This window comes from Pseudomonas sp. R19M (assembly GCF_050312585.1).
GTDB lineage: Bacteria > Pseudomonadota > Gammaproteobacteria > Pseudomonadales > Pseudomonadaceae > Aquipseudomonas > Aquipseudomonas palleroniana.
Genome location: NZ_JBNPJV010000089.1, coordinates 122,333 through 148,436, shown reverse-complemented (window position 1 = coordinate 148,436; position 26,104 = coordinate 122,333). Strand labels below are relative to the sequence as shown.

At 57.7% G+C, this 26,104-nt stretch carries 29 protein-coding genes and 3 pseudogenes; 15 read left to right on the top strand and 17 right to left on the bottom strand.

The window, feature by feature from the left end:
* The first annotated feature begins 48 nt into the window (after positions 1-48).
* Positions 49-381 carry a hypothetical protein gene (locus tag ACQRBT_RS20710; RefSeq protein WP_060752518.1) on the top strand — a complete coding sequence of 111 codons (333 nt, stop codon included), beginning with the start codon at positions 49-51 and terminating at the stop codon, positions 379-381.
* Here the strand turns inward: ACQRBT_RS20710 and ACQRBT_RS20705 are convergent.
* Complete coding sequence (locus tag ACQRBT_RS20705) at positions 374-1,987, bottom strand: ATP-binding response regulator (protein ID WP_412047333.1); 1,614 nt, start codon at positions 1,985-1,987, stop codon at positions 374-376. The two genes, ACQRBT_RS20710 and ACQRBT_RS20705, sit on opposite strands and share 8 nt — an antisense overlap.
* A gap of 111 nt (positions 1,988-2,098) precedes the next feature.
* On the opposite strand from ACQRBT_RS20705, the gene ACQRBT_RS20700 reads away from it, so the two are divergent.
* The 6 genes from ACQRBT_RS20700 (at position 2,099) to ACQRBT_RS20675 (ending at position 7,077) form a co-directional block, all read left to right on the top strand.
* Positions 2,099-2,701 (top strand): LuxR C-terminal-related transcriptional regulator, encoded by a 603-nt coding sequence (locus ACQRBT_RS20700; RefSeq protein WP_090370502.1) that lies wholly within the window; start codon positions 2,099-2,101, stop codon positions 2,699-2,701.
* Positions 2,702-2,809: 108 nt separating this feature from the next.
* Positions 2,810-4,141, top strand: coding sequence for a flavin-containing monooxygenase (locus ACQRBT_RS20695; RefSeq protein ID WP_412047332.1), 1,332 nt, complete (start codon positions 2,810-2,812; stop codon positions 4,139-4,141).
* Positions 4,142-4,166: 25 nt separating this feature from the next.
* The gene (locus ACQRBT_RS20690) at positions 4,167-4,577 is read left to right on the top strand and encodes a RidA family protein (RefSeq protein ID WP_060752514.1); all 411 of its coding nucleotides are present in this window, start codon (positions 4,167-4,169) and stop codon (positions 4,575-4,577) included.
* An 11-nt stretch (positions 4,578-4,588) separates the two neighbouring features.
* The gene (locus ACQRBT_RS20685) at positions 4,589-5,266 is read left to right on the top strand and encodes a DUF1028 domain-containing protein (RefSeq protein WP_412047331.1); all 678 of its coding nucleotides are present in this window, start codon (positions 4,589-4,591) and stop codon (positions 5,264-5,266) included.
* Positions 5,263-6,408, top strand: a complete 1,146-nt coding sequence (gene argE / locus ACQRBT_RS20680; protein ID WP_060752512.1) for an acetylornithine deacetylase — start codon at positions 5,263-5,265, stop codon at positions 6,406-6,408. The genes ACQRBT_RS20685 and argE overlap by 4 nt, the downstream gene beginning before the upstream one ends.
* Positions 6,409-6,696: 288 nt before the next feature.
* Complete coding sequence (locus tag ACQRBT_RS20675; protein ID WP_060752511.1) at positions 6,697-7,077, top strand: hypothetical protein; 381 nt, start codon at positions 6,697-6,699, stop codon at positions 7,075-7,077.
* Positions 7,078-7,125: 48 nt separating this feature from the next.
* Here the strand turns inward: ACQRBT_RS20675 and ACQRBT_RS20670 are convergent, their stop codons facing one another.
* Positions 7,126-8,037 (bottom strand): LysR substrate-binding domain-containing protein, encoded by a 912-nt coding sequence (locus ACQRBT_RS20670; protein WP_060752510.1) that lies wholly within the window; start codon positions 8,035-8,037, stop codon positions 7,126-7,128.
* Positions 8,038-8,293: 256 nt separating this feature from the next.
* On the opposite strand from ACQRBT_RS20670, the gene ACQRBT_RS20665 reads away from it, so the two are divergent.
* The gene (locus tag ACQRBT_RS20665) at positions 8,294-9,709 is read left to right on the top strand and encodes a purine-cytosine permease family protein (protein WP_104994040.1); all 1,416 of its coding nucleotides are present in this window, start codon (positions 8,294-8,296) and stop codon (positions 9,707-9,709) included.
* A gap of 67 nt (positions 9,710-9,776) precedes the next feature.
* Here the strand turns inward: ACQRBT_RS20665 and ACQRBT_RS20660 are convergent, their stop codons facing one another.
* Complete coding sequence (locus ACQRBT_RS20660; RefSeq protein WP_412047359.1) at positions 9,777-11,333, bottom strand: methyl-accepting chemotaxis protein; 1,557 nt, start codon at positions 11,331-11,333, stop codon at positions 9,777-9,779.
* Positions 11,334-11,739: 406 nt separating this feature from the next.
* Here ACQRBT_RS20660 and ACQRBT_RS20655 point away from each other — a divergent pair, with 406 nt between their 5' ends.
* Entirely contained in the window at positions 11,740-12,108 is a 369-nt protein-coding gene (locus tag ACQRBT_RS20655; protein WP_205345325.1) for a hypothetical protein, read from the top strand.
* 391 nt (positions 12,109-12,499) lie between these two features.
* Here ACQRBT_RS20655 and ACQRBT_RS20650 read toward each other — a convergent pair whose 3' ends face one another.
* Together ACQRBT_RS20650 and ACQRBT_RS20645 are read right to left on the bottom strand one after the other, a co-directional pair.
* On the bottom strand, positions 12,500-13,201 hold the full coding sequence (locus ACQRBT_RS20650; protein ID WP_205345324.1) for a hypothetical protein: 702 nt from the start codon (positions 13,199-13,201) through the stop codon (positions 12,500-12,502).
* A gap of 26 nt (positions 13,202-13,227) precedes the next feature.
* Positions 13,228-13,929 (bottom strand): hypothetical protein, encoded by a 702-nt coding sequence (locus ACQRBT_RS20645; protein ID WP_205345323.1) that lies wholly within the window; start codon positions 13,927-13,929, stop codon positions 13,228-13,230.
* Between the two features lie 82 nt (positions 13,930-14,011).
* Between ACQRBT_RS20645 and ACQRBT_RS20640 the strand changes: the two are divergent.
* The 3 genes and pseudogenes from ACQRBT_RS20640 to ACQRBT_RS20630 form a co-directional block, all read left to right on the top strand.
* Positions 14,012-14,143: pseudogene (locus tag ACQRBT_RS20640) on the top strand (fructose-bisphosphate aldolase); the annotation flags it as partial.
* 389 nt (positions 14,144-14,532) lie between these two features.
* Entirely contained in the window at positions 14,533-14,871 is a 339-nt protein-coding gene (locus ACQRBT_RS20635) for a DUF6124 family protein (RefSeq protein ID WP_205345322.1), read from the top strand.
* A 130-nt stretch (positions 14,872-15,001) separates the two neighbouring features.
* Complete coding sequence (locus ACQRBT_RS20630) at positions 15,002-15,925, top strand: hypothetical protein (RefSeq protein ID WP_412047330.1); 924 nt, start codon at positions 15,002-15,004, stop codon at positions 15,923-15,925.
* Positions 15,926-16,218: 293 nt separating this feature from the next.
* Here the strand turns inward: ACQRBT_RS20630 and ACQRBT_RS20625 are convergent, their stop codons facing one another.
* Both ACQRBT_RS20625 and ACQRBT_RS20620 read right to left on the bottom strand, forming a co-directional pair.
* Positions 16,219-17,328, bottom strand: coding sequence for a tetratricopeptide repeat protein (locus ACQRBT_RS20625; RefSeq protein WP_205345320.1), 1,110 nt, complete (start codon positions 17,326-17,328; stop codon positions 16,219-16,221).
* A gap of 70 nt (positions 17,329-17,398) precedes the next feature.
* Positions 17,399-17,611 (bottom strand): annotated as a pseudogene (locus ACQRBT_RS20620) (hypothetical protein); the annotation flags it as partial.
* Positions 17,612-17,677: 66 nt separating this feature from the next.
* On the opposite strand from ACQRBT_RS20620, the pseudogene ACQRBT_RS20615 reads away from it, so the two are divergent.
* Positions 17,678-17,815 (top strand): annotated as a pseudogene (locus tag ACQRBT_RS20615) (IS3 family transposase); the annotation flags it as partial.
* A gap of 240 nt (positions 17,816-18,055) precedes the next feature.
* Here ACQRBT_RS20615 and ACQRBT_RS20610 read toward each other — a convergent pair.
* From ACQRBT_RS20610 to ACQRBT_RS20595, 4 genes are all read right to left on the bottom strand, one after another.
* Positions 18,056-18,550, bottom strand: coding sequence for a hypothetical protein (locus ACQRBT_RS20610; protein ID WP_244383292.1), 495 nt, complete (start codon positions 18,548-18,550; stop codon positions 18,056-18,058).
* Between the two features lie 176 nt (positions 18,551-18,726).
* Positions 18,727-18,969, bottom strand: a complete 243-nt coding sequence (locus ACQRBT_RS20605) for a hypothetical protein (RefSeq protein WP_412047329.1) — start codon at positions 18,967-18,969, stop codon at positions 18,727-18,729.
* A 12-nt stretch (positions 18,970-18,981) separates the two neighbouring features.
* The gene (locus tag ACQRBT_RS20600) at positions 18,982-19,461 is read right to left on the bottom strand and encodes a hypothetical protein (protein WP_412047328.1); all 480 of its coding nucleotides are present in this window, start codon (positions 19,459-19,461) and stop codon (positions 18,982-18,984) included.
* Positions 19,462-19,516: 55 nt separating this feature from the next.
* Complete coding sequence (locus tag ACQRBT_RS20595; RefSeq protein ID WP_412047327.1) at positions 19,517-20,017, bottom strand: GNAT family N-acetyltransferase; 501 nt, start codon at positions 20,015-20,017, stop codon at positions 19,517-19,519.
* Positions 20,018-20,187: 170 nt separating this feature from the next.
* Between ACQRBT_RS20595 and ACQRBT_RS20590 the strand changes: the two genes are divergently transcribed.
* Entirely contained in the window at positions 20,188-20,487 is a 300-nt protein-coding gene (locus tag ACQRBT_RS20590) for a hypothetical protein (RefSeq protein ID WP_244383289.1), read from the top strand.
* 37 nt (positions 20,488-20,524) lie between these two features.
* Here the strand turns inward: ACQRBT_RS20590 and ACQRBT_RS20585 are convergent, their stop codons facing one another.
* From ACQRBT_RS20585 to ACQRBT_RS20570, 4 genes are all read right to left on the bottom strand, one after another.
* A complete protein-coding gene (locus ACQRBT_RS20585) occupies positions 20,525-21,598 on the bottom strand; it encodes an NAD(P)/FAD-dependent oxidoreductase (protein ID WP_412047326.1) in 1,074 nt (357 codons plus the stop codon).
* Between the two features lie 214 nt (positions 21,599-21,812).
* Positions 21,813-22,487, bottom strand: coding sequence for an anti-sigma factor (locus ACQRBT_RS20580; protein ID WP_412047325.1), 675 nt, complete (start codon positions 22,485-22,487; stop codon positions 21,813-21,815).
* Positions 22,484-23,119 carry a sigma-70 family RNA polymerase sigma factor gene (locus ACQRBT_RS20575; RefSeq protein ID WP_412047324.1) on the bottom strand — a complete coding sequence of 212 codons (636 nt, stop codon included), beginning with the start codon at positions 23,117-23,119 and terminating at the stop codon, positions 22,484-22,486. The genes ACQRBT_RS20580 and ACQRBT_RS20575 overlap by 4 nt, the downstream gene beginning before the upstream one ends.
* A 55-nt stretch (positions 23,120-23,174) precedes the next feature.
* Positions 23,175-23,768 (bottom strand): fasciclin domain-containing protein, encoded by a 594-nt coding sequence (locus tag ACQRBT_RS20570; RefSeq protein WP_104993344.1) that lies wholly within the window; start codon positions 23,766-23,768, stop codon positions 23,175-23,177.
* 283 nt (positions 23,769-24,051) lie between these two features.
* Here ACQRBT_RS20570 and ACQRBT_RS20565 point away from each other — a divergent pair, with 283 nt between their 5' ends.
* On the top strand, positions 24,052-24,270 hold the full coding sequence (locus ACQRBT_RS20565; RefSeq protein ID WP_412047323.1) for a hypothetical protein: 219 nt from the start codon (positions 24,052-24,054) through the stop codon (positions 24,268-24,270).
* Between the two features lie 129 nt (positions 24,271-24,399).
* Here the strand turns inward: ACQRBT_RS20565 and ACQRBT_RS20560 are convergent, their stop codons facing one another.
* Positions 24,400-25,335: an SDR family oxidoreductase gene (locus tag ACQRBT_RS20560; RefSeq protein ID WP_198761731.1), complete on the bottom strand. Its 936-nt coding sequence runs from the start codon at positions 25,333-25,335 to the stop codon at positions 24,400-24,402.
* Positions 25,336-25,504: 169 nt separating this feature from the next.
* The gene (locus tag ACQRBT_RS20555) at positions 25,505-26,065 is read right to left on the bottom strand and encodes a Crp/Fnr family transcriptional regulator (protein ID WP_412047322.1); all 561 of its coding nucleotides are present in this window, start codon (positions 26,063-26,065) and stop codon (positions 25,505-25,507) included.
* Positions 26,066-26,104: the final 39 nt, after the last annotated feature.

Sequence of the window (26,104 nt, the reverse complement as noted above, 5' to 3'; positions counted from 1 at the left end):
GCTCGTTGCGCGTTGGAAAAGCCATAACAACCCCAAGGAAGATCCATCATGAAACTCCACGCTCCCCTGACCCGCCTCGCCCTGCTCGGTACTTTGATTATCGGTGTGGCCGGTTGCAGCAATATCAAGCCCACCGAAGACCATCTCAAGACGCTGTCGGAAACCAACCTGGGTGAGCCGGTCAAGCGTATCTCCAATGTGCGCAATGACTCCATGACGACCTATTACATCGCCAGCACCGCCAGCGGTGATTACAACTGCTCCGTGCCCAGCGGTGCCAGCGGCGGCATGTTCGCCGTGGCCAGCTTCGGCATGATGAAGCCGGCCGCTTACTGCCAGCCCAAAGGGGCTCGCGGCAATGGCTTGGTGCCGTTCAACTGATCACCGCCTGCTGGCTAAGGTCGCGCAGGGCGCCGCGCAGTTCCGCGGGGCGTACCGGCTTGGACAGAATCGCGATCTGGCGGTCGTGCAACGCGGCCTGGATTTTCTCCACATCGTGCCCGGTGAGGATCAGCGCCGGGACCGCCCAGCCGCGTTGCGCCCGCAAGGCGTCGATGCACTCGATACCGGTGGCATGGTTGCCCAGGTCGTAGTCGGCGACGATGATGTCGCAATCGCTGACCAGGTCGCGTCCTGACAGTTCGGCCTGTACCTCGCAGCCCCAGCGCTCCAGCAGCGCCTGGGTCGCGAGCAGCACGTTCTGGTCATCTTCCACCAGGCACACTTTCAAACCGGTCAGCAGACCGGCCTGTCGCGCATCATCACGGGGTGCCGGGGTCTGCGGTGCGGTCGCCAGGGTCAGGCCGTACAGGCTCACGGAGGTGCCATGGCCCACCCGCGAACGCAGGTTCACCTGCACGCCCATCAGTTGCCCCAGGCGCTTGACGATGGACAGCCCCAGGCCCACGCCTTCGACGTCTTTGTCCCGGCGGTGGCGCACCCGGTAAAACTCCTCGAAGACCTTGGACAGATGCTCCTCGGCAATCCCCCGGCCCCGATCATGAATCTCCACCGCCAAGCCACCTTGACGAATGCGCACGCCGATCAGCACTGGCCGATGCGCGCCGTATTTGAAGCAGTTGGACAGCACGTTCTGCACCATCGTGGCCAACAGCGCAGGGTCTACCAATACCCAGTGAGCACACGGCCGCAAGCGCAGTTCCACACCGGCCCAACGCGCGGCCTCGGCATTCTGGCGCACCAGGTCGGCCAGAAACTCGCCCAGGTTCACCGGCTGGTACTTGGGCAGCAGGCGGCCGTTGTCGAGGGTGTAGAGGTCGAGAATCGAACGGAACAATTGCGAGACGTTGAGCAGCGAACGGTCGATGTTATCCACCAGCCGCCGCTCTTCATCGCCCAGGCGCGCTTCACGCAGGCACGCGGTGAACAGGCCGATGGAGTGGATCGGCTGGCGCAAGTCGTGACTGGCCTGGGCGAGGAAGCGGGATTTTTCCAGGTTGGCGGCGATGGCCTGTTCAGACGCCTTGCGCGTGCGCTCCAGCAGGATATGCGCGTACACCGGGATCACGGTGCTGGTGATCATCAGCATCAGCACCATGAAGGGTTGCGCCTGCCACACCGGCGTAAGCCGATACACGATCAGCAGCGCCAGCAACGCCAATGCCGTGGCGATCGCCAGGTAGCGCGAGCCATAGCGCATGCCATTGCCCAGGTTGACCCACACCATCACCGCATACAGCGGCAGCGCCGCCTCGCCCCCCACCACCATGCCGAACGAGGTGCCGGTGTAGTCATGCACCATGCCGAAGATCCGCCGCGCCGGGTAATGCCCGGGCCAGCGCACGATGACCTGGCGCAAGGCGATGGATGCCAGCAGGAACACAAGGATGTAGAGAATGACCGGCAGGTAGGTGTCCACCGACTGCCCGGGCAGGAAGCCCAGCGCGCCGATGTACACGATAGCGATGCTGGCAACCACAATTCGCAGGTTGGCCTGGTCGAGTTCGGAGTTGGTCTCATGACTCATGCACTACGTCCTTGTCGTCACGTTCAGCGTATCAAGGGGACTGAGCGGGCATCCCGCCCGGTGGTAAAGTAACATGCCTCAGCAACGTCGTGCCCCAGGAAGGAGCCCACCATGACAGGCCGGATCATCATTGCCGACGACCACCCGATGTTTCGCGAAGGCATGGCGCGCACGGTACAACGGCTGCTGCCCGGCGCCGTGATCCAGGAAGCCGGCGACCTGGACGCGGTGCAAGCCTTGCTGCTGGATCCCGGCGAGGTCGATACGTTGATCCTCGACCTGCGCTTCCCCGGCCTGACCTGCATGAGCCAACTGGCCAAGCTGCGCCAGCAACTGCGCCGCACCACCCTGGTGGTGGTGTCGATGGTGGATGACCGTGAGTTGATCGAACAGGTCATGGCGCTGGGCGTCGACGGTTTTATCGGCAAGAACATTGCCCCGGATGAAATCGGCCAGGCGTTGCTGGCGATCCGCGAAGGCGAAGTGCTCGTCAAGTTCGCCCCCTCCGGCCTGCTGCCGCTGGACACCCACACCCTCACCCCGCGCCAGCAGGAAGTGCTGCGCCTGATCGCCCAGGGCAAGACCAACAAGGAAATCGCCAAAGCCCTGGCTATCTCGCCGTTTACCGTGCGCATTCATGTGTCGTCGCTGCTGCGCGCACTGGATGTGCCGTCGCGTGCGGCCGCAGCGGTGAAGTATTCGGGGGAGTTCTAGGCGCTTGACGATGCACAGCCGCGCCCGCCGGCTGCATCCGATATTTATGCTCAATTCCCAGCTTAATAATATTTTATTAAAAACCGCCCTCCCCCTAGCCTTGAAGTCATGCCCAAGCTGAATCCAACTGCATTACGCAAGGACAGACACATGACTCAAGCAATAACAACAATAGACACGCTGGTGGTGGGAGCCGGTCAAGCCGGCGTCGCCATGAGCGAGCACCTGAGCAAGCAAGGCGTGCCGCATCTGGTGCTGGAGCGCAGCCGCATTGCCGAGCGCTGGCGCACCGGGCGTTGGGACTCGTTGGTGGCCAACGGGCCGGCCTGGCATGACCGTTTTCCCGGGCTGGAATTTGATGACGTGGCCGCCGACGGCTTCGCCCCGAAAGAACGCGTTGCCGCCTACTTCGAAGCCTATGCCCGCAAGTTCAATGCGCCGATACGCACCGGTGTCGATGTGCTTTCTGTGGTGCGCAACGTGGGCCGCCCCGGTTTCACCGTGCACACCAGCGAAGGGGTGATCGAAGCCAACCGTGTGGTGGCGGCGACCGGGCCGTTCCAGAAGCCGGTGATTCCGGCGATTGCGCCCAAGGACACCGAGCTGCATCAGATCCATTCCGCCGACTATCGCAACCCTGCGCAACTGCCGGCAGGCGCCGTGCTGGTGGTGGGGGCCGGTTCGTCCGGCGTGCAGATCGCCGATGAACTGCAACGCTCCGGGCGCCAGGTGTACCTGTCGGTCGGCGCTCACGACCGCCCGCCGCGTGCCTATCGCAAGCGTGATTTCTGCTGGTGGCTAGGAGTGTTGGGCGAGTGGGACCAGGCGGCGATGAAGCCCGGCCGCGAGCACGTGACCATTGCCGTCAGCGGCGCCCACGGCGGCAAGACCATCGACTTTCGCGAGCTGGCCCAGCAAGGCATGACCCTGGTCGGCCTGACCCAGTCCTTCGACGGCAACGTCGCCCGCTTCCAGGCCAACCTGGTGGAAAACCTGGCACGTGGCGATGAGAACTACCTGGCGCTGCTGGATGCGGCAGACGCCTATATCGAGCGCAACGGCCTCGACCTGCCGGAGGAGCCCGAAGCCCGCCGCGTGTTCCCCGACGCCGAGTGCATCCAGCACCCGATCCTGGAACTGGACCTGGCCAAGGCCGGCATCACCTCGATCATCTGGGCCACCGGGTTTGCCGTGGACTACAGCTGGTTGAAAGTCGACGCGTTCGACGCCGCCGGCAAGCCGCAACACCAGCGCGGCGTGGCCAGTGAGCCGGGCATCTACTTCCTCGGTTTGCCGTGGCAATCGCGTCGGGGTTCGTCGTTCATCTGGGGGGTGTGGCACGACGCCAAATACGTGGCCGACCACATCGCCATCCAGCGCCAATACCTTGAATACCGCGAAGCCGCCCCGGTGGCTCGCCCGTCCCCTGTCAGCGCCTGATCACTTTTTTGCCGGAGTCTTTTTGATGCCTACCCACACTCGCATCCGCATGTTCAACACCAAGCAAACCTACCCCAACCAGAGCCTGGACAACGACCTGTGCCAGGCCGTGCGCGCCGGCAACACCGTGTATGTGCGCGGGCAGGTGGGCACGGATTTCGAAGGCAACCTGATCGGCCTCGGCGACCCGCGTGCCCAGGCCGAGCAAGCCATGCGTAACGTCAAGCAGTTGCTCGAGGAAGCGGGCTCCGACCTGTCGCATATCGTCAAGACCACCACCTACCTGATCGATCCGCGCTACCGCGAACCGGTGTACCAGGAAGTCGGCAAGTGGCTCAAAGGGGTGTTCCCGATTTCCACCGGGTTGGTGGTGTCGGCCCTGGGTCAGCCACAGTGGTTGATGGAAATTGACGTGATCGCGGTTATCCCAGAGTAAGGAGGCAACCCATGACCTTTTCCATCGTTGCCCGCTGCGCGGACACCGGCCAGCTGGGGATCGCCATCAGTTCCTCGAGCATCGCCGTAGGCGCCCGTTGCCCATGGCTGCGGCCCGGTGTCGGCGCCGTATCGACCCAGAACATCACCCTGCCGGCCCTCGGCCCGGACGTACTCGACCTGCTGGAACAGGGCCTCGCACCGGCCGACGCCCTCGACAAGGCCCTGACGAGCAACGGCTACAGCCAGTACCGGCAACTGACGGCGATTGATCACCTGGGGCGCAGCGTACATTTCAGCGGCAGCGAAACCCTCGGCACGCACAATGCCGTGTCAGGCGAACAGTGTGTGGCGGCGGGCAATATGCTCGCCGGCCACGGTGTGATCGAGGCGATGGTCATGGCCTTTGAACAGAGCGAAGGTCAATTGGCGGACCGGTTGCTGGCGGCGATGCACGCGGCCATCGCCGCCGGTGGCGAAGCCGGCCCGGTGCATTCCGCTGCGCTGGTGGTGGTGGGTGAGCTGACCTGGCCGATCATCAACCTGCGCGTGGACTGGGCCGATGAAGCACCCATCGTTGAGCTGCAAAAACTCTGGGACGCGTACCGCCCGCAGGTGCAGGACTACATCGACCGTGCGCTCGCCCCTGATCGCTCACCCGGCTACGGCGTGGCCGGAGATGACCGATGAGCCACAGCCGCGCATTGCTGCAAACGCTGGTGGGGTTCGACACCACCAGCCGCGAATCCAACCTGCAGTTGATCGAGTACGTACGTGATTACCTGGCCGGTTTTGGCGTGGCCTGTGAGTTGATCTACAACGACGAACGCAGCAAGGCCAACCTGTTCGCCAGCATCGGCCCGGTGGAACTACCGGGGATTGTGCTGTCGGGGCATACCGACGTGGTGCCGGTGGATGGCCAGCCCTGGAGCGTGCCGGCGTTTGCGCTGACCGAGCGCGACGGCAAGCTGTTTGGACGGGGCACGGCCGACATGAAGGGCTATATCGCTTGCGTGCTGGCGCTGGTTCCGGCGCTGGTCCAGGCGACATTGCGCAGGCCAGTGCACATCGCCCTGTCGTATGACGAAGAGGTCGGTTGCCTGGGCGTGCGCTCGCTGCTGGCGCTGCTGGAGCAGCGGCCGGTCAAACCGATGCTGTGCATCATCGGCGAACCGACGGAACTGAAACCGGTGCTCGGCCACAAGGGCAAGCTGGCCATGCGCTGTGATGTGCACGGCGAAGCCTGCCATTCGGCGTATGCGCCCTGCGGCGTGAATGCCATCGAGCACGCCGCCGACCTGATTGGCGAACTGGGACGCATCGGGCAACGCCTGCGCGAGCAACAAGACCCAAGGTTTGATCCGCCCTTCAGCACCGTGCAGGCCGGCGTGATCAGCGGCGGCAAGGCGCTGAATATCGTACCGGCCGACTGCCAGTTTGACTTTGAGGTTCGCGCACTGCCCTCCCAGGATCCGGCCGAGGTCGCACAAGCCCTGCAAGCCTATGCCAGGCAACAGGTGCTGCCACGCATGCAAGCGGTAAGCGCGCAGAGTGACATCCGGTTTACCGCGCTGTCGGCTTATCCAGGGCTGGTCACCGATGAGCGCAGCCAGGCCGCGGAGTTGATTGCCGCGTTTTGCGGTTCACGGGAATTCGGCACCGTGGCGTTTGGTACCGAAGGCGGGTTGTTTGATGCCGTGGGCATACCCACCGTGGTGTGCGGGCCTGGGAGCATGGACCAGGGGCATAAGCCGGATGAATTCGTGAGCCTGGAACAACTGGCGGGCTGCGACGCAATGCTGCAACGGATGCTGGACTCGATCCGCGCTTGAGCCGGACACAGCCCTCACCGCCCTTCCCGGCCTGACACATTCGAACAGGCCTGGCGCCGGATATTGCCTACTACGTTGTGGCTGTCCGGCGCTTTCGCTGTAAAAACTTATCCTCCTGCAAAGATGAAATGTTCCGCCACATTTGGTGAGTTATCGCCTGGAACCGAAGGAACTTAATGACCACCCAGGAAGGCGTCAAACTTGATTGCCTATATCACGAGCAACTTACAGGTACTCGAACATCAGGTTTGCGCCCCTTCAAGTCCACACTTACCTGCGAGCATTATCATGAACAACATTCAATCCTCACCCTATTCGAACACCCTTCAAGCGGCACCGGAAGCATTGCGCAAGCGCCCCGAACCCAACACCCCGGACAAAGAATCCAACCGCATCACGGTAAGAGAAGAAGACTACTCGAGGGTCATTTATCTGCTCTCTGAAGCCGCCAAGCGCAACGGTACTCAAGTAACGATTGGGCGGCCGGAATCGAGCGACCTGGATTATGGCGATGGGCCGATGAACTCGGAGACCTTCAGCTTCAACTTCCATCCCGACAAGGCCGACGGCAGCTATAGCCCCAAATACCTGGAAAGCGTGAACAAGACCAACCAGTTATTTGAAAACTGGATGCGCATCGAGGGCATCAGGAACTACGCACCTGAATAAAGACCCGCGTTGTTGATCGTTCCCGCGCCCGGCGCGAGAACGATCCTGTCAGCCAAGCAGCCGCGCCAGCTCCTCACGGCAGTAATCAACAAACAACTGCACCGGCTTGGTCAACGGTGCGCGCCGCAGCCATACCGCCGACAGGCCCGACCCGGTGACCGTCTCGGCCAACGGCACACACACCACCTTCTGCCCGTCATAGGCGTACTCGGAATACGGCTTGGTCACCAGGATCGAAAAGCCGAACCCCCGGCCCACCATGCCCCGCACCATCTCGATCGACGGCGAGCTGAACACGATATTCGGCGTCAGCCCGCGCTCTTCAAAGATGCTCACGAAGTAGGTCCGACTGGGCAGCACATCGAGCAAAATCATCGGCTCCAGCACCAGGTCCGCCAACGACACCTTGGCCTGCTGCGCAAAGCGGTGATCTGCCGGCAACAAGGCATACGGCTGTTGCGGCGGCATCAATGGCGTCGTCTCGATGGTGCCGCCCAGGTCATGCTCGAACAGCATCGCCATATCGATACTGCCCGCCGTCAACGCTTGCACCAGCTCTTGTTGTTCGCCGTCGCGAATGCGGATTTCCACCCCCGGCCAACGCGCCTTGAAGCCTGCGATCAAGCGCGGCAGATACAACGGCGCCACGGTCTCAAAGCAGCCGATATCGATCTGTCCCGCCACCACGTCATTGTCCGCCAGGGCGTTCTGCTCGAACTCGTGGGCCACCCGCAACAGCTCCAGCGCCTTGCGATAAAACCGCGCGCCGCTGGGTGTAAGCGACACCCCCTGCGCGTGATGGCGGATAAACAGCTGCACGCCAAAGCTGTCTTCCAACTGCTTGATGGCGGTGGACACCGACGGTTGCGCGATATACAGCTTGCGCGAGGCCTCGGCGACGCTGCCGCATTCTGCCGTGGTTACAAAATATCTGAGCTGGCGCAGGTTGTAAGCAGCCATCAGAACCTCCAGAAACGTGGGATTTCGCCCCAAACAAGTGCGTGAAAATCGGCTTTTTTACGAGGATTCAAGTGCATGCAACATACCGGAGCAGAATCCGCCGCGAGCTATATTTTTTAAGGTCTATAGCAACAAACTTACTAATTTACCTCCCCGCCCCCATTGCAGATGATCCCTCCAAACAACAAAGAAAGCGCCTCTCCGTGCGGCGCACAGCGAAGTACGTCAACGTACTCACCTTGCCTTGGAGCTCGTCATGGTCACCACTGCAACATCCTCCGCCCCGCTTATCGAAAAACACACGATTGGATACGTGCCCCCGGAAGATCGCCACGGAAAGGTAAGAGACCTGTTCACCCTGTGGTTCGGCGGCAACATCGCGCCGTTGCCGATCGTCACGGGTGCGCTCGGCGTACAACTGTTTCACCTGAACCTGCTGTGGGGCATTGTCGCCATCCTCGTCGGCCACCTGGTCGGCGGCGTGTTGATGGCCTTGCATTCGGCCCAGGGCCCGCAGATGGGCATCCCGCAAATGATCCAGAGCCGCGCCCAGTTCGGTTCGCTCGGCGCATTGCTGGTGGTGGTGATTGCCGGCGTCATGTACGTCGGCTTCTTCGCCTCCAACATCGTGCTGGCGGGCAAGTCCCTGCACGGCGTGGTCGACAGCGTACCGGTGCCGGTGGGCATCGTGATCGGCGCGATTGGCTCCGGCGTGATCGGCATTATCGGCTACCGCTTCATCCACGTGCTCAACCGCATCGGCACCTGGGTACTCGGCGCCGGCATCGTGCTGGGCTTCGGCTACATCTTCACCCATGTGCAGACCGCAGACTTTCTGACCCGTGGTGAATTCAACCTGTCCGGCTGGCTGGCGACCGTGTCGCTGGCGGCGCTTTGGCAGATCGCCTTTGCCCCCTATGTGTCGGACTACTCCCGCTACCTGCCGGCCGACGTACCGGTGGCGTCGACCTTCTGGACCACCTACCTGGGCTCCGCACTGGGCTCCAGCCTGGCCTTCATTTTCGGCGCCGTGGCCGTGCTCGCCACCCCGGTGGGCATGGACACCATGGACGCCGTCAAGCTCGCCACCGGCGCCATCGGCCCATTGATGCTGGTGCTGTTCCTGCTCAGCGTCATCAGCCACAACGCCCTCAACCTGTACGGCGCGGTGCTGTCGATCATCACCTTGGTGCAGACCTTCGCTTACCGCTGGATACCCACCGCCAAAAGCCGCGCGGTGATCTCGGTACTGGTGCTGGCCGCGTGTGCGATTGCCGCCGTGTTCGCCTCCAAAGACTTCATCGGCCACTTCGTCGACATGGTGCTGGTATTACTGGTGGTGCTGGTGCCGTGGACGGCGATCAACCTGATCGACTTCTATGCGATCCACAAGGGCAAGTACGACATTGCCTCGATCTTCCGCGTGGACGGCGGCATCTACGGCAAGTACAACCCACAGGCGCTGCTGGCCTATGCGGTAGGCATCGTGGTGCAGATTCCGTTCATGAACACGCCGCTGTACGTGGGCCCGATTTCCGAGCACATCAATGGCGCGGACCTGTCCTGGGTGGTGGGATTGCTGGTGACGTCGCCGCTGTACTTCTGGTTGGCGAGCCGGGACAGCGCGTATAAGCGCCGCATGGAGGGGGGCAAGTTGGTCGGCGGGGTTTGACGTGCGCAGGCTTGGCGAGAGGTCACCTGTCGCCAAGCCTGCTTACACTTCATTCAAAAAAACCGCGTCACACTACAAAGCGATTGACCAACTGATTCAGGTTGATCGCCAGTTTTGACATTTCACCGCAGGCACTCGCGGTCTGGCTGGCACCCGCGGCACTCTGGGTGGCCAATTCGCGAATACTGACCAGGTTGCGGTCAACTTCACGCGCAACATGCGACTGCTCTTCGGAGGCTGTCGCGATCAGCAGGTTACGTTCGTTGATCTGCACAATCGCCGTGGAAATCTGATCCAGCGAAGTACTGGCCTCTTGCGCCACACCCAGTGATTCAGTCGCCAGGTCCCGGCTCGTGTTCATCGCCTTCACTGCCAGGTCCGATTCACTCTGGATGCCGGCGATCATTTGCTCGATTTCCTGGGTCGACACCTGGGTGCGATGGGCCAAAGCCCTGACTTCGTCAGCCACCACCGCAAAACCACGACCTTGCTCACCGGCGCGTGCCGCCTCGATCGCGGCGTTCAACGCCAACAGGTTGGTCTGCTCGGCAATCGCCCGAATCACATCCACCACTTTGGTGATGCTCTGCGCACGATCCGACAACCCCTGAATCTGTTCGCTGGTGTTTTCAACGTTACCGTTGAGCTTCTGGATCGACTGCAGCGTCTGCGCCACACGTGCCAGACCGACCTCGGTATAGCCCTGGGTACGCTTGGACTCCTCGGAAGCCGACTCCGCGTTGCGAGCGACCTCATCCACCGCCGCGCTCATTTCGGTGACCGCCGTGGCCGCCTGATTGACCTCATCATTCTGCGCCACCAGGCCCCGGCTCGACTCTTCCGTGACCGCCGTCATCTCCTCAGACGCCGAGGCCAATTGAGTAGACGAATCGGAAATCTGCATGATGGTACTGCGCAGGTTCGCCTGCATCTGCGCAAGCGCCTTCAACAAACGCCCGGCCTCATCCGTGCCGCTGACCAAAACCTCCTTGGACAGATCACTGCCGGCGATACGCTCCGCGACCGTCAAGGCATCATTGATCGGCGAGGTGATGCTTCGGGTCAGCAACAGCGCCAACCCCACCGTCAGCACGATAACCCCGGCAATCAGCCCCACGATCAGCCAAAACCCGTTGTTATAGACACTGGTGGAATATAACCCCGCCTCCGCTGCGCCATCATTGTTGAAGGTGGTCAACGCATTGATCTGCGTCTCCATCGCATCAGTCAGGGGCCGAATACCACTCCTCACCAGGCCGACCGCGCCCTCCAGGTCACCCTGGCGCATCAACGGCTCGAGCAGATCCAGTTGACGGATGTACGCCTCGGCGCTGGTTTTCACCGCCGTGTATAACGAGCGCTCTTTATCGCCCCCAACCAGAGGCTCGTAATTCGCCACGGCTTCGGTGAACGCCTTGCGGTAACCGGGGAAGGCTTCAAGAGTTTTTTGAATGGACGTGGGGTCAGCCAGACCCCGCTGCGTTTCAAGCCTCAAACGCAGGACCGTGCTGTTCATCAACGCCGTTTGTCGGACGCTGGCCATCCAGTTGAGCTCGACGTCCTTTTCGGAATCCTTCAGCTTGCCCATCTGCATGACTGCGAATACGCCCTGCACAAAGACCAGCGCGATGATTAACGCGAAAAAAAGCGCAGCGCGTGGGGCTACGTTGAGATTTCTGAGGCGCATGCGGGATACCTGCTTTTCGAGGGGGGTGGAGGCTTTCAATACTGTATCGACTTGGGGGGGGAAAGTTTGAGGGGGGTCGGTGGTCGGGTAACGAGCTTGTACAAAACTTTGCTTAGCGCTGGATTTATTGCGCGAGAGGCTGGGCGGTGATCTCGGCGTGTGCGATGGGCAAGGGGGGAAATGGTGGCAGTTGAAAAGCGGTGAAAGACTTAGGCGGCTATCGGCCAGAAGCGATCATTCCACCTGCCTGCCAAATTAGGGCGTTTCAGACTTCGGTGCGCGCTTGCAGTGCGTCGTAAGCATGCAACTACACTCTGTGTAGTGAGCAACTTAAGGACAGCACATGGACATCACTATTCAGCGCAAGAAGGGAACGTTTGACAGTGCCTATGGCCAGGCTATCCCGCTGGCAATCTTGTTTGATGGCGCGATTGTGGGCCGCCTGGAAACGGGTGAAACATTATCTTTGGACCTTCCGGACGCTTGCGGGACGTTGCAAGTCGGTATGCTCGACCCCAGAAACTCGCCTTACATTGGAAGCACGTCTGGTGAGCTCATTTCGACCAGCAATGTACAGAGGGTTAGCCCCGGACAAGCCGTTCAGTCTTTTTCGGTAAAGACCCGGAAATGGGTGTTCTTTGACGTGCTGGGTTTGGCTGGCTCAGCGCCGTTCAACCGCTGGGTACTGGCGCTAGAGACCGATCAACTTTAGGACGCTTCTGACAGGCTTCAATCGGCCAAAAGCAGGCACTCGCAAGTGTCCGTTATCGACCCAAAGCTGACGGTGGCGGCAGGTAGAAATCGGCCCTGAGCAGACATTCAAGAGACGACGTCAGTGGGAATGCTACTAAGCACCTCATAGGTCAACCCAGCCTCAAAATATGACGCTCTCCACTCAAGGAATCCTACCCCTGGCTCGCACAACAAGAGAACGGTACATCCAGCCCCCCATTGAAACCCTTTCCACCACGGCGATATCTCCAGGAGCCACCTCCCGCGAGTTCATCCAGTCCGTGAGTACCAACGCTGCCCGATCAATAGTGACCGGCTTTATGATACTGCCCTTGAAAAGGGTTATACCGTCTAGCCTGAAAACTGATCGTTTATTCGGGAATTCCGGTCACCGTATGCACTACGCGCATTGCACAAGGCGGTCGCGCCCCTTCCGGGTCAAGCTGTTCGCATTTTTTCAGCAGCGGATAGGCATCGGCAAACTTCATAGCCGCCACCTGTTCGGCGTGCTGCTGCGAAACAAAGCAGCGCTCGAACCGGAAAGCGGCATACACCTCGGGCCGAAGTGCCGGATAATCGTAAACTTCGTCGACGATACTCTTCAGCATCTGGGACATCTGCCCGTTGGCTGCGGGGGAAATTCTCGTGAGCAGTTCATCTTTAGCGACGCCCGCTTGCCTGGCCTCAATAGCTTGCTTCGACGCGCTGATGGATGCCTGCATTCCCTGCGGAAACGGACAATCAGACTCAGCCAATGCCGAGGCCGACCCCATGCAACTCAGTAAAGTGAAAACAGCGGCCATCCTTGTCATGAAATTTACTCGTACGTAGCTAGGGCCGCAGATTCTAACCGATACCAGTTGATGATGCGTTCCATTGACCTGGTCCGTTCTGGGTCGGTTACTGACCGCCAGGCGCAAAATCAACGGTTTCATCAATGACGGATAGGAATGCCTAAGAACGAAAAGGCCGGAGTTGCCCGGGGCTGTAGACTGACAGCGTTTGGCCGATCGCTGCCCGTAACCAAGGGCAGAAATCGCCCAGACACGAACCTTTGCTTCAAAGGGAGACATCCCCTTTTCGAGTGTCACGCTTGAGGTTACTTGCCATTCCCCATACGCCTTTTCACCCTGTAACAGTCATTGATATCGAGCGCCTTTTGATAATATTCCGAGCGTTGTGCACGGTTACTGTCCCCCTGTAACCGGTAAATTTCCGCTTGGTAGTCACGACTGCTGCCCCACTGCATGGCCAGGCCCACAGGATCTTCCCGCTTGCACTCAAGCTTCACAACAGGCTGTGGAAAGTACTTCTCATAGATTGGCATTGTAGTCTCTATGGCCTGTAATGCTGTTTGGTACAGAGGCGTGTCGGTGTATGCAAAACACCAGGACGAAATCTCAAGTGCCGGTGGAGCAAAGCCATGAGCAAGGCTTTGTTCAAACAAGGGGCAAGCTTTCTCTTTAATGACTTCGCCCGGATACAGCATCACGTAGATCAGCCCGAGACGATATTGGGCTACGGGATGATCAAGGGCGGCTGCCTGCTCAAGCAGAGTGATCGCTGGCTTTAACAAGGCGCCGGCTTCATCGATCAGGGCCAAAGAGCGCTTCTTCTCCTCTGCGCTTGCCGTTGGGGTGTTAGCCTGTACTGCTTCGAGCTTGCTATTCGCCTGTTGTAAATACGGGACAGCTTGCTGATAGAGGCTCTCACCGCGAGGGTCAATATGAAATGTGTTGGCCATGCACGAAAGCGATAGCAGGCACCCTGCCAGGGTGTAGCTCCAGCGATTAAGAAACATTGTTTACTTCCTTGCAGCACATCATTTGAGAGCAGCGCAGCCTACCGATAGTTTTCGCTAAAAACTACTTTCCCGGATTTTGACTCCCTTGTCTGATGGTGAAGAGCACGATATCAATATCGTCACCAATTCCGCCCGGATCATGGTGCAGGATGTGACGGATGTGTCTACCGTGAATGAGCAGCGCGGGCTTGATTCGCCCGCTGTCGCTTGATGTGATTTAAGCTGTGGAAAAAGCCCGCTTTGGCGGGCTTTCTGATTTTTGGTGAGCAGCCCAATCGCACCTTGAGCAAGCCCGGCTAGGCACGCGCCCCTCCAGGAGTTTCTTCCAGTGTCCGAAACGCCAAACGTTTCACGTTGTCCTCGCCTTAAGGTGGCCTGGTCGCTGACAACTCAGTGATAGGGTTTAGTAGCCCGCGTGACAACATGAAGTGCATGAGCCTCATCGATCAGATGTTCTTGTCTGTACTTGATGGTGGCTGTGCGCAGGGCGCCCTCGGGCACGCCGGCTTTGTGTGTTCCCCGGTCTACTAACCTGCGTACAGCTGCCACCCTCTCGTTTAGTAGCGAAAAGGTGTTGGCCCTAACACAGGTACAACACACATGTTCAAAGTCACCCCCAACCCTCCAAACGGACCCGACCTGAAACTGAATCAGGCGGCGCACCGCGCAATTGATCATTACCTCAACGCACGCACCGAACGGCCAGAACCCCCTCCTCCACCTTCGAAGACCCTGTTCAGCGTCGCTGACGATGCCAACAGTGAAATGCTGATTGCCAATAGCTATGAGACTTTTTCTTCGGTGACCGCGTTGTTGCTTGACCTGTCGGATGAACTGACGGGAAAACAGCGAGATGTGGCGTTGGCGATTCACCAACTCAGCGAGTTGGGCGTATTGCTGATGGATAAGTTGATGACGCACGAGGCGGCTATCAGCTAGACGCTTTACCCACAAAAGGTCGCCGAGTCGTCCCAACCTATGCAAAAACCCGGCGACCTCTTGCATATATAGCCGGCGCACGATCTTCTACAGGCTGTCCCCGTTGCGACCTCAGAGCATGATTTGATCCATGAGAGATACCCCCTACACACTGTTCATGCGCTTTCAGACACCCGACCCTGACATTGCCCCACGCGAACAGGCGCCGATGCTCGCCCAGGAGCAAGCCTGGGCGCGGGAGCACGCGTGCAGGCACCGCTTCAGTTGGATCGAAGTGTTGGTGCCGCCGCTGTGCTTTGGCCCTGTGTTGCCGGGTATCGCGTTTTTACTGGGCCTGTTGCTCTATCGCTCGTTATTCGCCCCCGGCCTGGATATTGACCGGATCGTCGGAGCCTCCTTTGGCTGGCTTGCCCTCGCCACGCTGCTCTTCATGGCGGGCTGGGGGTTACGCAACTTCTTGCGCGATGCCCGCGACCCGACCAAACGCTACTGGCGGTCCATGCCGGAGCAAGGGTTGGTCGAGCTTGAGCACCATGGCCTGGTATCCGGCACCAGCCTGTGGTCCTCCGATTATGATCCGGACTGCAACACCCTCATGCAATGGGCAAACGGCAAGCTTGAATGCGTGCAACACAGCGGTGTAACGCAATGGGTCCTGGCCAGGACGACTGCGGGCCACTGGCTGGTGCTCAAGGAAGAATACGCGGGCAACTTCAACTATGGACGGGTTGGCAAAATGCCCACCCCGGACAAGCACATGCAGCCCTGCCAGGCGCTGACGATCGCCTTTGCACCCGGCACCAACCTCTCTCTCGGAAGGCGTTTCAGCGGTGCGCCGATGCCATTGGTCGACACGCCGTATTGGCTGTCTGCCGATGAACTCAAGCGCCTTGTCGAGGTGGCCCATCACTGGGCCTTTTTGCCCCCGGACCGTTACGCCGTGGTCAATCAGCAGGATGCCGAGTGGGTGCAACGGCTGGCGGACAAGGCGCAAGCCAGCGTCGGCCCCCGGCCGGACGAGACAGCCAGCAATCGGCCAGAAGCAGCCCTCTAGACCAACTTTTGGGTGCTCCTTCTGTGGCTGAATCTCCACCGGAGTAACACGCTACAATTCGACGAACCCGACCACGATTGTATATTCGCGAGAAGCTGGAAACGGCAAAAGACGGGTCATCGTAACCTTCATATTGCCCATCACCGAATTCTCCGGCACTGGGCGCGACACTGTGCAACTGTGCAACTGTGCAAGCGAACTCGACTTCTTCCTAGATCACATTATGTATGCGTTCACGTGGCTCTCCATAGTTCACGTAACTCGCTCGTGAACGCTGTTCCACTTCCATATGCCTACTGCACGCTCGTTATATCTGCCAACAGTTGTTCGAGCCCTTCCGGAGTTGAATAGAGGTTTTCCAGTGCCGCAACCTCAGCCAATTGGCCTGGCGAAAGCTCCCTTTCTTCATGCTCCAGCTGGTCGCGCATTTCATCTTGATTTTTCGGCAGTTTGCGTTTCAAAGCTACGCGCAAGAGCCCGCACGCCTTGAGCTTGTTACGTTCGAAACCTCGACCGGTATCTACCTGCACTGCAAGGATCGCGGTTGCAAAGGCATGGCCTTGCGCAGCAGCCTTGAGCAACCACCTATTCGCTGTCGGGTAGTCGACCGGTATTTCATCACCCTTGCTGTAGAGAACGCCGAGAATGAACTGTGCATCGGCCCGGCCTTGCTCGGCGGCGCGGGTAAACCACTGCAGGGCGGCGGGTACATCCTTGGGTGTGCCGCTGCCACTGAGCATCGCGGCGCCCATCAATTCGTAAGCCTTGCCACTGCCGGTGTCGGCTGCCTGAGCAAGTAGCTTGACCGAGCGTTCAAGATCGACCGGCGCGCCTCTGCCATGTGCGTAAATAGTTGCCAGTTGTATGAGTGACTCGGCATCCCCTTGAGCACTGCCTTTGCTTGCCAAGGCGAACGCCTGTTGATCGCTCGCCTCAACGCCATCACCTCGGTAGTAAAGCCTGGCGAGGTCTCCTTGTGCTTTTGCATGCCCTTGTTCGGCGGCTTTTTGAAACCACATGGCGGCCTGGGCAAAATTCCTGGGTTGATCCGTGCCTGCGAGATTGGAAATACCCAGGAAATACTGGGCATCCGGGTTTCCGTGCTCAGCCGACCGAGTGATCCACTCCAGGCCCTTGGAATGATTCACCGCTACGCCGCGCCCGTAGTAAGTGAAAAAACCGGTTTTATACTCAGCGACGGGTTCGCCGTTTTCAGCGGCGCGCAAATACCACTGTGCGGCCTTGACCGGGTTTTTATCGACCACCAGGCCTTCGTCGTAAAAAGCCCCAATCATCAACGTGACGCTATACGGACTGCGCCATACGGTGATAGCGAGCGTGATTAAAAGATAGGCCAGACAGCCGAGGAGCAACGCAACCAAAGGAACGACAAACCGGCGCAAATTCGAATCCATTCGTGAAGTGTGGGGGGGCATTGTAGCGACGCTCGTGAGCGGGGGCATAGGTGCCTTTTTACAACAGGTTTAACCTCACTCGGCGCTGAAAAGCGTCGACCCAAGTCGGGCGTGCCATCAACAACACCGTCGTCGCCGACAACAATCCGGCACAGCATCGATTGAACATCCATCCCAAAGGGAAAATTGCGGCATGTGGGTGGTTGGGGATCACTGATTGCGCAAGGAATGCAGTGAAGATCAGGATCGCTTTCGGATTACTCGAACCTAGGTTGATTAATCGCTTACCGGATGGAAGCTTTCGGCCAATAGCGGTCGGTCAGCATTTACGGAAATCGAGTTCCTGCTGTATCGCCCTAAAAATTTGGCGGACGCAGTGAAAATGGTGGATGAGTCGGTGCTGATCTACAACGGGGAACGGCCACATCTGTCCCAGAAATACAAAACGCCCAATGCGGTGCATCGGGCGTTTTGAGTCTGAAATGGGTGTAAACCTATTTCAGGACTAGACAACATACTTAGGCCAATTTCAACGACTGCTTTTGGCTGACTTCTGCCGGTCAAAAAAAGATCTCCGAGCTGCCACCTTATGCAAAAGCCCAGCGACCTCTTACATCTAAGGTCGGCGCGCGATCTTCTACATACTGTCCCCTTCCCGACGGCCGGACACAACGCGTCTAGTGCTGCTTACCCAAGCGGAGCGCGGTAGCGATTATCAAGGATTGACCACCGGAATAGCTGGCAGCTGAAACCCGTCATCCACTCTTTTTTGGGTGAAGTCGTCACCGCCGTCTTGCGCCTTGCTCCGATAAGTAGTGGCGGTTAGCTCAATGATTTCATACGCGTCATTCAGATGAGGGTTTCCTGGGTTGGCGGGAGCAATCAGATCCCCCACTTTTTTCCCGGTAGTGATGGTGAAGTAGATCTTGCCGGAAACACCCCATAGGCCGAATTCCTGTTGCTCAAACCATTGGCCGGATTTGTCGGTCACGCGAAACATCACGATGAAGGTGCCATTGGCTCGACGCTCACTCAGTTGCTGCATACGTTTACCGTCGAGGGTTGTTGCTTCGCCATACCATTTACCGATCATCAGGGCGTGTTCTTGTTCCTGAAGGGTGGAGAGGGGCTTTTCGGTATGAACAAGGGGTTGTTGACTGCAGCCGAACAGGCACGTGAAGGCAAGTGCAGAAGCGAAAATCTTGAACACGTAAATTCCTTTGCGAAAAGGGGATGGATTTATTCCTGAACAATGTCTAGTTCTAAAATAGGTTTATACCTTCTGATCTGTTTTTCAGGAGGAGGTAACGAAATCAACAAAAAGGCGTATTCAGCGAGCACTAGACAGGGCTTCAGAGCGCGAATTAATGAAAACGCCTGCCACCCTCACCCCCTCTGCTCGAATCGCCGCCGCTTTAGGAACAACCCCACCCCGAGTGCAACGGCAAAGACCGACACCAACCCCAGGTCAACCCCAGACAAGCGGACTTGGCTCGCGGCAACGCAGCCGACCGCCCCCACCGCTACCAGCAGTACCCCTAACCATTTGCGAAACGGGTACGATTTGAGAAACCGATCGATCAGAAAGAACAGCACCAGAGCAACGACCAGTTGGGTGATATCAGACACGTGTTTCTCCCGTCAGGTCTTGATGATCAGTGTCGAGGCGGTACGTTGCGGGCCGATGCCGCCATTCACCTGCGCCTCAATACTCACCAGTACGTCGCCTGCATGATAGGTGGGCAGGGTTTCATTCACGTACATGCGCACACCGGCGCCGACCGGGGCACCCACATAGGGGGAGGCAACATAAGAGGTGGCGCCAGCGAACGCCGAGGCCGCAAGGTTGGCGATTTGGGTGCGTTGGGCGTTGAGAACATCGCCCTGCTGCCGGGTCAGCGGCTTGGAAATGCCGATCATCATCAGGCACGGCAGGTTCTTGGCCAGCATCTTGTCGTACACCTCGACCACCTTGCGGTTGACCTCGTAGTGGGCGCTTTTCGCCTCGCCAAAATGCAACTCGCGCAGGCGTCCGCGTTCGCTGTCGGTGAGAGTGATCTGCGAGACGTTGAACACGATCCCGTGATTGCCTATGTATTGGAAAGTCCCTTCGAACTTCATCGCACGCATCCTTTCGAGCCAAAGGCGGGAATTATCTAGAAGGCATGCGCTGGATTCAAATCATTTCACCTGGCTGGCAAGGTGCGATGCCCGCCGTAAGGTGTTGACGGACATAGTAATTGTCGAACTCACTGCTTTCGACGAACTGGAAGCCATGGCGAGTGTAAAAACGATTCGAGGCACTTTCTTTGAGGGCACCTACCTTGATCGGGAGTGCAGCCGCATCCGCAGCTTTGAAAATCTGAGTGAGCACCGCAGAGCCGATCCCCGAACTTTGCGCGTTCGGCCTCACGTATAAGTGGTCGAGCACAAGTTCATTGGGGTGGTGTTTGACCACTACAAAGCCAACCCTTTCTCCAGCAAGCTCAATGTAATGTGTGTTGTGGGCTTCAAAGCAGCGAACAAACCGCTCGCGCGCCCGCACTGGATCAAATCGCCCGATGCGCTCCAAACTTTCGCGCATGGCCTCAATTCGAATGGCAACAAGATCGTTCAAGTCGCTTTGTTGAGCGCGGACTAACGTCACTGGGAAGTGTTGATTGGGTTTGATCGGCATATTGAATCGGTCCTGAATTCGTAGATGTTCAATGCGCGCTTTTAGCCGACTATTGCCTTCTGTGAAGGGCTGCAACCGACCCAAAGTGGTCTTTGCTTTTGACAGTCTGAAAGTTTATGTAACCTCGCGAAATCCGTTCGCATTCGTTAGTAATACCCCAGGATATCTTTATGCAGACTGCTCAAACTCGGCTACTCGCGCTTGCACTGATAGAGATCAGGACGTTGCTTGCTGATTATCTGGGCAGTGATGTAGATGCTCCAATGAGCGTCCGTGTCGCGGCCCATATGGCCTATGCGCTCCACAATGAGGCGGAGGCTGCATACAGGAACTCTGAGTTTCAACTAGACTGTGCGACGCAGAAAATAGCCGCAATTGACCAGATTCTCGGTGTTTCGGATGGAGCCGCATTGCTGAGTAGATTTGACGTGGAAGACAAAATCAATCCGGATGACGCCCCACCTAGATGACCGCTTCTGGCCGATACCTGTCTCACAGGAGCAGCCACTAAGCTTGGAAAAATCTATCGGGCCGGCATGGGTAAAGGGCACTGGACGCCACGCCGTCAATGATTTCCTCGCTGGCAAGGCGCCCGACTATCGCCGCCAAAGTAATACCGGGGTGCATTGCGCAAACATACGCGCCGACTACCTTGGGTAGATAACCGATAATGGGGATACCATCGGCAGGTATGGGTCTGAGTCCGACACAAGCACTCTCCACATCTATTGAATTGACCCCATGGAGTTCGTTCCGGATTGTCTGGGCCGTTCGAAGTGCGATCGCTAACGGTTGGTTCTCCATGGCTTCGTCCAGGTAATCTTCTGCCGCCAGCAACGCACCGTCCGAGCTTTGCCTCACTTCCATTTCGGGGCTGGAGATCAGGGTGTGAACGAGGTTGGGTTGTGGTTTGTAGCGGATGAAAATGGCAGGCGAGGCCTTTATTGGTAGGGACACCTCAAGCATGTCGGTCAGCTTCGTTATGCCTGTCCCGGCTGCTAATACGACGATATCGGCATCGATGCTGCCTATTGTTGTTTCAACCCCGGACACCTTTGCACCCTGCGTTACAAAAGCTAGAACTCGCGTCTGAGTGAGAATCTTCGCCCCATATGCCTCGGCGCCCGCGATTAACGCATGCGTAGCTGCCACGGCGTCGAGCGCCCCTTCTTGCGCCACAAATAAAGCAGCCTCCGGAGGATTCTTAAGATTTGGCTCAAGGTCGAGAATCTGCGATCGAGAGACCCAGTGATCCGATGCCTGCTTACCCGAAGCCGACAGCGCCGCATTCGGCATCACGCTGTATGACAAGGCGCCTGTCCATCGTATTTCCATGCCAGGCAGCTGTGTTTCGAGTCGGCGGTACTCTTCGATGGCAGAAGCGCGCAATTGCGCAATTGGGTCAGGTTCGGGGTGTGTGGTATTGATCCAGGCGAATGAACTCCCAGTTACTCCAGACGCTATACCTTGCGCCTCGACCAAGATGACATTCGCACCTTTACCAGCCAGGTGATACGCAAGTGACGCGCCTACAATGCCTGCACCAATGACAACGACTCGTTTGCCATGACCATTTCCCATATCAACCTCCGTTTTGTCGACATGCCGATGGTACGACAGCTGGATGCTTTTTGAATGTCTGCTGCTGGCCCAAAGCGGAGGCTCATGAACGGCCACTTTCGGCCAGAAGCTGCCATTCACTACTCATGAGTCGGTTGAGCTGGCTTCGAACTCTGGACGACCGATCATTGCGTCGTTTACTCACGAAAAGATTTAAAGACTTACCGCCACGGAGTTACAGTGCCGTAAGCGCGCCTTGGTAAAGCACCGGACCTGTCGGCTGTCCTGTTGGCGATCCGCCCTCGGGTTCAAGACTGACGGCCAAAGTGCTTGACTTACCCATGAGAGCTTTCTGCGCGCTGGCCAACTTGATCTCCCCATCTCCACCTGGCGGTATCAGCCCAAGGGACATGGGTTTGCCACCTAGCGGAATAAGCCACATTTCCAGGCTACGACCCTTTTCAACTTTCGCCAACGCCTGCGGTTTGATTCTCAGGTAGTCCTCTTGCGTTTCAATGCTCATCCAAGACTGTGCGTCAGCGCTATACAACGTGGCACTGTAACGTACATCGTCACGGTTGTAGATAACGCCTAGCGTTACTACTACTACCAGTGAACATGCTGCGATCGTCACTCGGAGCCAGTTCCAGAGAGGCCGTTTCATAGGCAGCTGCATTGTTTGCGGATCTATGCGGGCCGTAACTTTGCGCCAAACGCGATCCGGTACAGGTTGTTCAGGCAGAGCCTCAGTAAGGCTCATGAGGCATTCCTGCCATTGCGCAAGTTCCGCGCGAAGTTCCGAGTCTTTTAATAACAGCTGCTCAAAGCGCCGTCGTGCGGTGTGCGGCATCAACCCGATGGCATAGTCGGCGGCAAGTGCGCGACGCATACTTGGAGTTTGGTAGTTCATGACTCAAGGCACCTGCGCAGATGCTCCATGCCCCGGCGTATCCAAGACTTCACCGACCCTAGCGGTGCCGAAAGGTGTTCGGCCAACTCTGAACAGGAGAGTCCCCCAAAGTAGGCAATGGTGATCGATTGGCGTTGCATCCCTTCTAGCTTATCCAGGCACCGATTCAATGCGCTGGTCTCACGGGAACTGTTCAGTTGGTCATGTGCCGAGGGGCTATCATCGACCAACATCTGCGCGTCGAGATCATTCAGCGGACGGTCGCGATATTTTCGCAATTGGTCGATGGCCTGGTTTCGCGTTATGTTGATCATCCAGGTCATCGGCGCCGACAGGTGGGATTGGTAGCGTGAAGCATTGTTCCAAATGCGCACAAAACTTTCCTGCAACACCTCTTCAGCGAGATCCGAACGTCCCATGAGCCGCAAAGCCACGCCGTGCAAGCGCGGACTCACGCTACGATACAGCGTTTCAAAAGCGCGTCGATCACCTAGGGAGCACTGGGCTAAAAGGTGTTTGAGTTGGTCGATGTCGGCGATTGGAATAGCCTTTCTCCAAACGATTAAGTCGTGAGGTGCTAAATGTCGATTGCAGCCAGAGGTTAGCCCACGGCGCGCTGTTGTTCCATTCACGGGTGGGCTCCTCGGAAAACTCGCCGATCCTGCGGATGGCGACCGGCGATGTCAGTCAACTTTTCGGCATCAGCACCTTATCGATGACCTGTATCACACCGTTCGACTGGTATACGTCATAGGTGGTGATGTCGGCGACGTTACCCTTCTCGTCTTTGATGGTGATGTTGTGCGGGCCATTCATCATTGCCCACAGCTTGCCTCCTGAGACAGTGGTAAGTTCGGCCTTACCGCCACCGGCCTTGATCTTTTCGGCAAGGGTGGCCATGTCCAGTTTGCCGCTCACAACGTGGTAAGTGAGGATCTTGCTGAGGGTTGCCTTGTTTTCCGGCTTCAGCAACGTATCGACGGTTCCGGCGGGCAAAGCAGTAAAGGCTGAGTTGACCGGTGCGAACACGGTAAAGGGACCTTTGCCCTTGAGAGTGTCGACTAGACCGGCAGCTTTGACAGCGGCGACCAGGGTCGTGTGATCTGCGGAATTTACCGCGTTATCAACGATGTCCTTGCTTGGCAACATGCTTTGCCCACCTACCATTACGCTGTCGTGGCTCATCGTCGCTGCCTGTGCCGCGTTGAACACTAAGCCGCTGCCTGCCGCCAAGGTCAGCAGGCCCACTATCAATGGCGCTTTGATCGAAATGCTTTTCATCGCGATGATCCTTTATGAGGAGATTCGGCCAGGAAAGTCTGTCCGTGCTTGATATACGCGGCGGCGTTCGGAATGGATGCAGTACCTCAGTTTTTTTTGATCTGGAAATTACGCGATCCACTGACCACTGCTTCTTAAGCAAGGTGGCCATATTCCAGCTAGCAGGTATTTTTTGTGAACGGCTGCTTTTGGCCGATAGCTGACGTTCTGATTGGAAAGGCCGAGCTGGAAGGGCTGATAGGCAGCTAGTACGCTTGAGTTCCTCTAATGATAGGAACCTGACATGGGACATGATTTCTCGTTGCAGATCGAACGCGCCCCTTATGAGGAGTTCGTTCGGCTTTGGAGTCAAGGAAACTTCGAGCATCAGCGACTGGGCCAAGCGTTTTATAACCACTTCAATCTACACAAACTCACCGATCAGGCCGGTTTACACGGTCTCTATGAGGCCGACGGTGATAAAGCCCCACGCTTGATCTTGAGGCTTTTCCACCTTCACTGAGATGCTGCTACCGACCCTTAGCTGCCCTTAGCTGCCCTTAGCGAAGAGCAGCTACCGACCTAAAACAGCTGTTGGGGTCTAGGGTGCATTGGTGAGAAGCAAGCAAAGGGGACGCTCGACACCCAGCATCTATTCGCCCTTGGTCATTTCAACTTTCCCCATCTCCAACGCACCGCTGAGCTGCACTGCATTTCGTACACTGGTGGGAAGGATAGTTAAAAGGGCTGCCAGTAGACCATGTCGCCAGTGGCCATGAGATGCGAATGTGTGGCCTAAATGAGACAGTGCTGCGCTGGCAGCCAATTCTGGTGGAATGGTGATTGCAGCAGGTTCTGTGCCTGCTGCCATAGCTGTCGCCATGACGGTGGGCTGGAAGGACAAAACGTCGAGTTGATCTGAATACTCAAATGCCAGCGGGACAGTGAGATGATCAACGAAAGCCTTGCAGGCTCCATATATCTGCGTACCCGGCCAATAAAAACGCCCCACAATGGAGCCTACGTTAAGAAGTGCTGCACGTCTTCCTGTCGAGGATGTGTGCCTGAGGAGCCCAGGCAGCAACGTATGGGTCACGATAGCGGTGGTACTGACATTTACTGCCAGCAAACGGCGTAGAGTGGCAGTCGGCACATCCGCATAACGCCGATGTACCGTGGTGCCTACACAGTTGATCAGCACCGAAAGATCAACATCCTCTGCGGCGGCAGCCAGGGCTTGATAGGTGTGTGGGGCCGAATCCGACAGGTCAAGCGCGACAGTTCGAACTTGAACCCCCAACTCATGCAACTCGCTCTGAAGGCGGTCAAGTTTGGATTGGGTGCGTGCTACCAAGATCAGGTTAAAGCCGCAGTGGGCTAATTCGTGGGCGAAAGCTTTGCCCAAACCGTCGCTGGCACCCGTGATGAATGCCCAGCTCCCTTGTCCGTAGCGTTTGGCTAAAGATTCGCCGTTGAATCGCGCTGGTAGCCAGAGGTAGATCCAAAGCCACCGTGCTAGCTTGACCAATGCCCAAGTCAGAAGTGCTGCGCCGGAAATCTGCAGTACAGCAAGTAAATTCATTGCCATCGAGATACCTCAAGAAGTAGATGGATGCTTGAAAAGTCTCATCACTACTGTGGTAACAAAGGGTAGAGGGCTGTTTCGAAACATCAGCCCGTTAGCTACCGCAGATTGGCCAGAGCAGTGGTGAAGGCCAATCGTGATTCTCTGGCGTCATGTTGTCATTTACGTATGTTCAGATGCCGCTTTTGTCTGCGCTCGCTTTCAGCTTTCGCCGAATTCGGCTCAAGTGAACTGGAGTCACCCCCAGATAACCTGCAAGCACGTGCATGGGGATTCTTGCCAATCGATCTGGCTGAGTGGAGAGCATGCCCAAATATCGTTCTGTAGGGGTTTGCGAGATGGCACTGGTGTAGAGCTTGATGTAGTCGACCAGTCGCAACTGCGTGAGTGCCAGCAACTGAGTCTGCAAGATTGGTTTCGATAGGATCTGCGCCAGAACGGTGTCCCGGTCTAGCACGCACAGGTGGCACGCTTCCATCGTGATAATTTCCAACTCGCTTGGACAGCCGCTAAGCAAGCTCTCCAGAGAGCTAACGACCTCGCCCTCAAAAAAGAATTGGACACTGGTATCCGCACCTTCTGGGTCGCGCACGCAGATCCGCACTGCACCAGCTTTGATGAGGTAGAGGTTTTTAGCGAAGTCACCCGACCGTAATAGAGCATGGTTGGCCTCTATGTGGAGGTCTTTGCCGCACGTTAGGAAAAGCTCGCCTAGGAGAGTGTCTAGTTTCATGAACGCAGTATCGCACAAGGACTGCGTGCGCCGCCGTCG

Coding starts and splice junctions, on each gene's coding strand:
- ACQRBT_RS20710 (WP_060752518.1), top strand. CDS start 49: ATGAAACTCCACGCTCCCCTGACCCGCCTCGCCCTGCTCGGTACTTTG.
- ACQRBT_RS20705 (WP_412047333.1), bottom strand. CDS start 1,987: ATGAGTCATGAGACCAACTCCGAACTCGACCAGGCCAACCTGCGAATT.
- ACQRBT_RS20700 (WP_090370502.1), top strand. CDS start 2,099: ATGACAGGCCGGATCATCATTGCCGACGACCACCCGATGTTTCGCGAA.
- ACQRBT_RS20695 (WP_412047332.1), top strand. CDS start 2,810: ATGCCCAAGCTGAATCCAACTGCATTACGCAAGGACAGACACATGACT.
- ACQRBT_RS20690 (WP_060752514.1), top strand. CDS start 4,167: ATGCCTACCCACACTCGCATCCGCATGTTCAACACCAAGCAAACCTAC.
- ACQRBT_RS20685 (WP_412047331.1), top strand. CDS start 4,589: ATGACCTTTTCCATCGTTGCCCGCTGCGCGGACACCGGCCAGCTGGGG.
- argE (WP_060752512.1), top strand. CDS start 5,263: ATGAGCCACAGCCGCGCATTGCTGCAAACGCTGGTGGGGTTCGACACC.
- ACQRBT_RS20675 (WP_060752511.1), top strand. CDS start 6,697: ATGAACAACATTCAATCCTCACCCTATTCGAACACCCTTCAAGCGGCA.
- ACQRBT_RS20670 (WP_060752510.1), bottom strand. CDS start 8,037: ATGGCTGCTTACAACCTGCGCCAGCTCAGATATTTTGTAACCACGGCA.
- ACQRBT_RS20665 (WP_104994040.1), top strand. CDS start 8,294: ATGGTCACCACTGCAACATCCTCCGCCCCGCTTATCGAAAAACACACG.
- ACQRBT_RS20655 (WP_205345325.1), top strand. CDS start 11,740: ATGGACATCACTATTCAGCGCAAGAAGGGAACGTTTGACAGTGCCTAT.
- ACQRBT_RS20650 (WP_205345324.1), bottom strand. CDS start 13,201: ATGTCTCCCTTTGAAGCAAAGGTTCGTGTCTGGGCGATTTCTGCCCTT.
- ACQRBT_RS20645 (WP_205345323.1), bottom strand. CDS start 13,929: ATGTTTCTTAATCGCTGGAGCTACACCCTGGCAGGGTGCCTGCTATCG.
- ACQRBT_RS20635 (WP_205345322.1), top strand. CDS start 14,533: ATGTTCAAAGTCACCCCCAACCCTCCAAACGGACCCGACCTGAAACTG.
- ACQRBT_RS20630 (WP_412047330.1), top strand. CDS start 15,002: ATGAGAGATACCCCCTACACACTGTTCATGCGCTTTCAGACACCCGAC.
- ACQRBT_RS20600 (WP_412047328.1), bottom strand. CDS start 19,461: ATGAAGTTCGAAGGGACTTTCCAATACATAGGCAATCACGGGATCGTG.
- ACQRBT_RS20595 (WP_412047327.1), bottom strand. CDS start 20,017: ATGCCGATCAAACCCAATCAACACTTCCCAGTGACGTTAGTCCGCGCT.
- ACQRBT_RS20590 (WP_244383289.1), top strand. CDS start 20,188: ATGCAGACTGCTCAAACTCGGCTACTCGCGCTTGCACTGATAGAGATC.
- ACQRBT_RS20585 (WP_412047326.1), bottom strand. CDS start 21,598: ATGGGAAATGGTCATGGCAAACGAGTCGTTGTCATTGGTGCAGGCATT.
- ACQRBT_RS20580 (WP_412047325.1), bottom strand. CDS start 22,487: ATGAACTACCAAACTCCAAGTATGCGTCGCGCACTTGCCGCCGACTAT.
- ACQRBT_RS20570 (WP_104993344.1), bottom strand. CDS start 23,768: ATGAAAAGCATTTCGATCAAAGCGCCATTGATAGTGGGCCTGCTGACC.
- ACQRBT_RS20565 (WP_412047323.1), top strand. CDS start 24,052: ATGGGACATGATTTCTCGTTGCAGATCGAACGCGCCCCTTATGAGGAG.
- ACQRBT_RS20560 (WP_198761731.1), bottom strand. CDS start 25,335: ATGGCAATGAATTTACTTGCTGTACTGCAGATTTCCGGCGCAGCACTT.
- ACQRBT_RS20555 (WP_412047322.1), bottom strand. CDS start 26,065: ATGAAACTAGACACTCTCCTAGGCGAGCTTTTCCTAACGTGCGGCAAA.